Genomic DNA, 275 nt, shown 5'->3' on the forward strand with positions numbered 1-275 from the left:
TCGAGTTCGGTCTGCCGGATCCCGCGCTCGGTGTGGTTGACGTACCGGGGATCGGATGCCAGTTCGGGGCGGCCCATCGCGTCGACCAGCCGGCCGAACACGGTGTCCTGGTTGGCCGCGATCAGGATGCTGCTGTCGTCCGCGGTCGGGTAGGCATTGCTGGGCGCGATGTTCGGGAGAATCGATCCGGTGCGCTCGCGCTGGTAGCCGGTCAGTTCGTACTCGGGGACGACGGATTCCATCAGGGCGAGGACGGCTTCGTAGATGGCCGAGTC

At 66.5% G+C, this 275-nt stretch carries 1 protein-coding gene; it reads right to left on the minus strand.

The window, feature by feature from the left end; genetic code table 11:
* On the minus strand, positions 1 to 275 hold a 275-nt coding region (locus SB754_RS20150), incomplete at both ends, for a CoA transferase (RefSeq protein WP_410784146.1).

This window comes from Leifsonia sp. SIMBA_070, assembly GCF_046534635.1.
Lineage (GTDB): Bacteria > Actinomycetota > Actinomycetes > Actinomycetales > Microbacteriaceae > Leifsonia.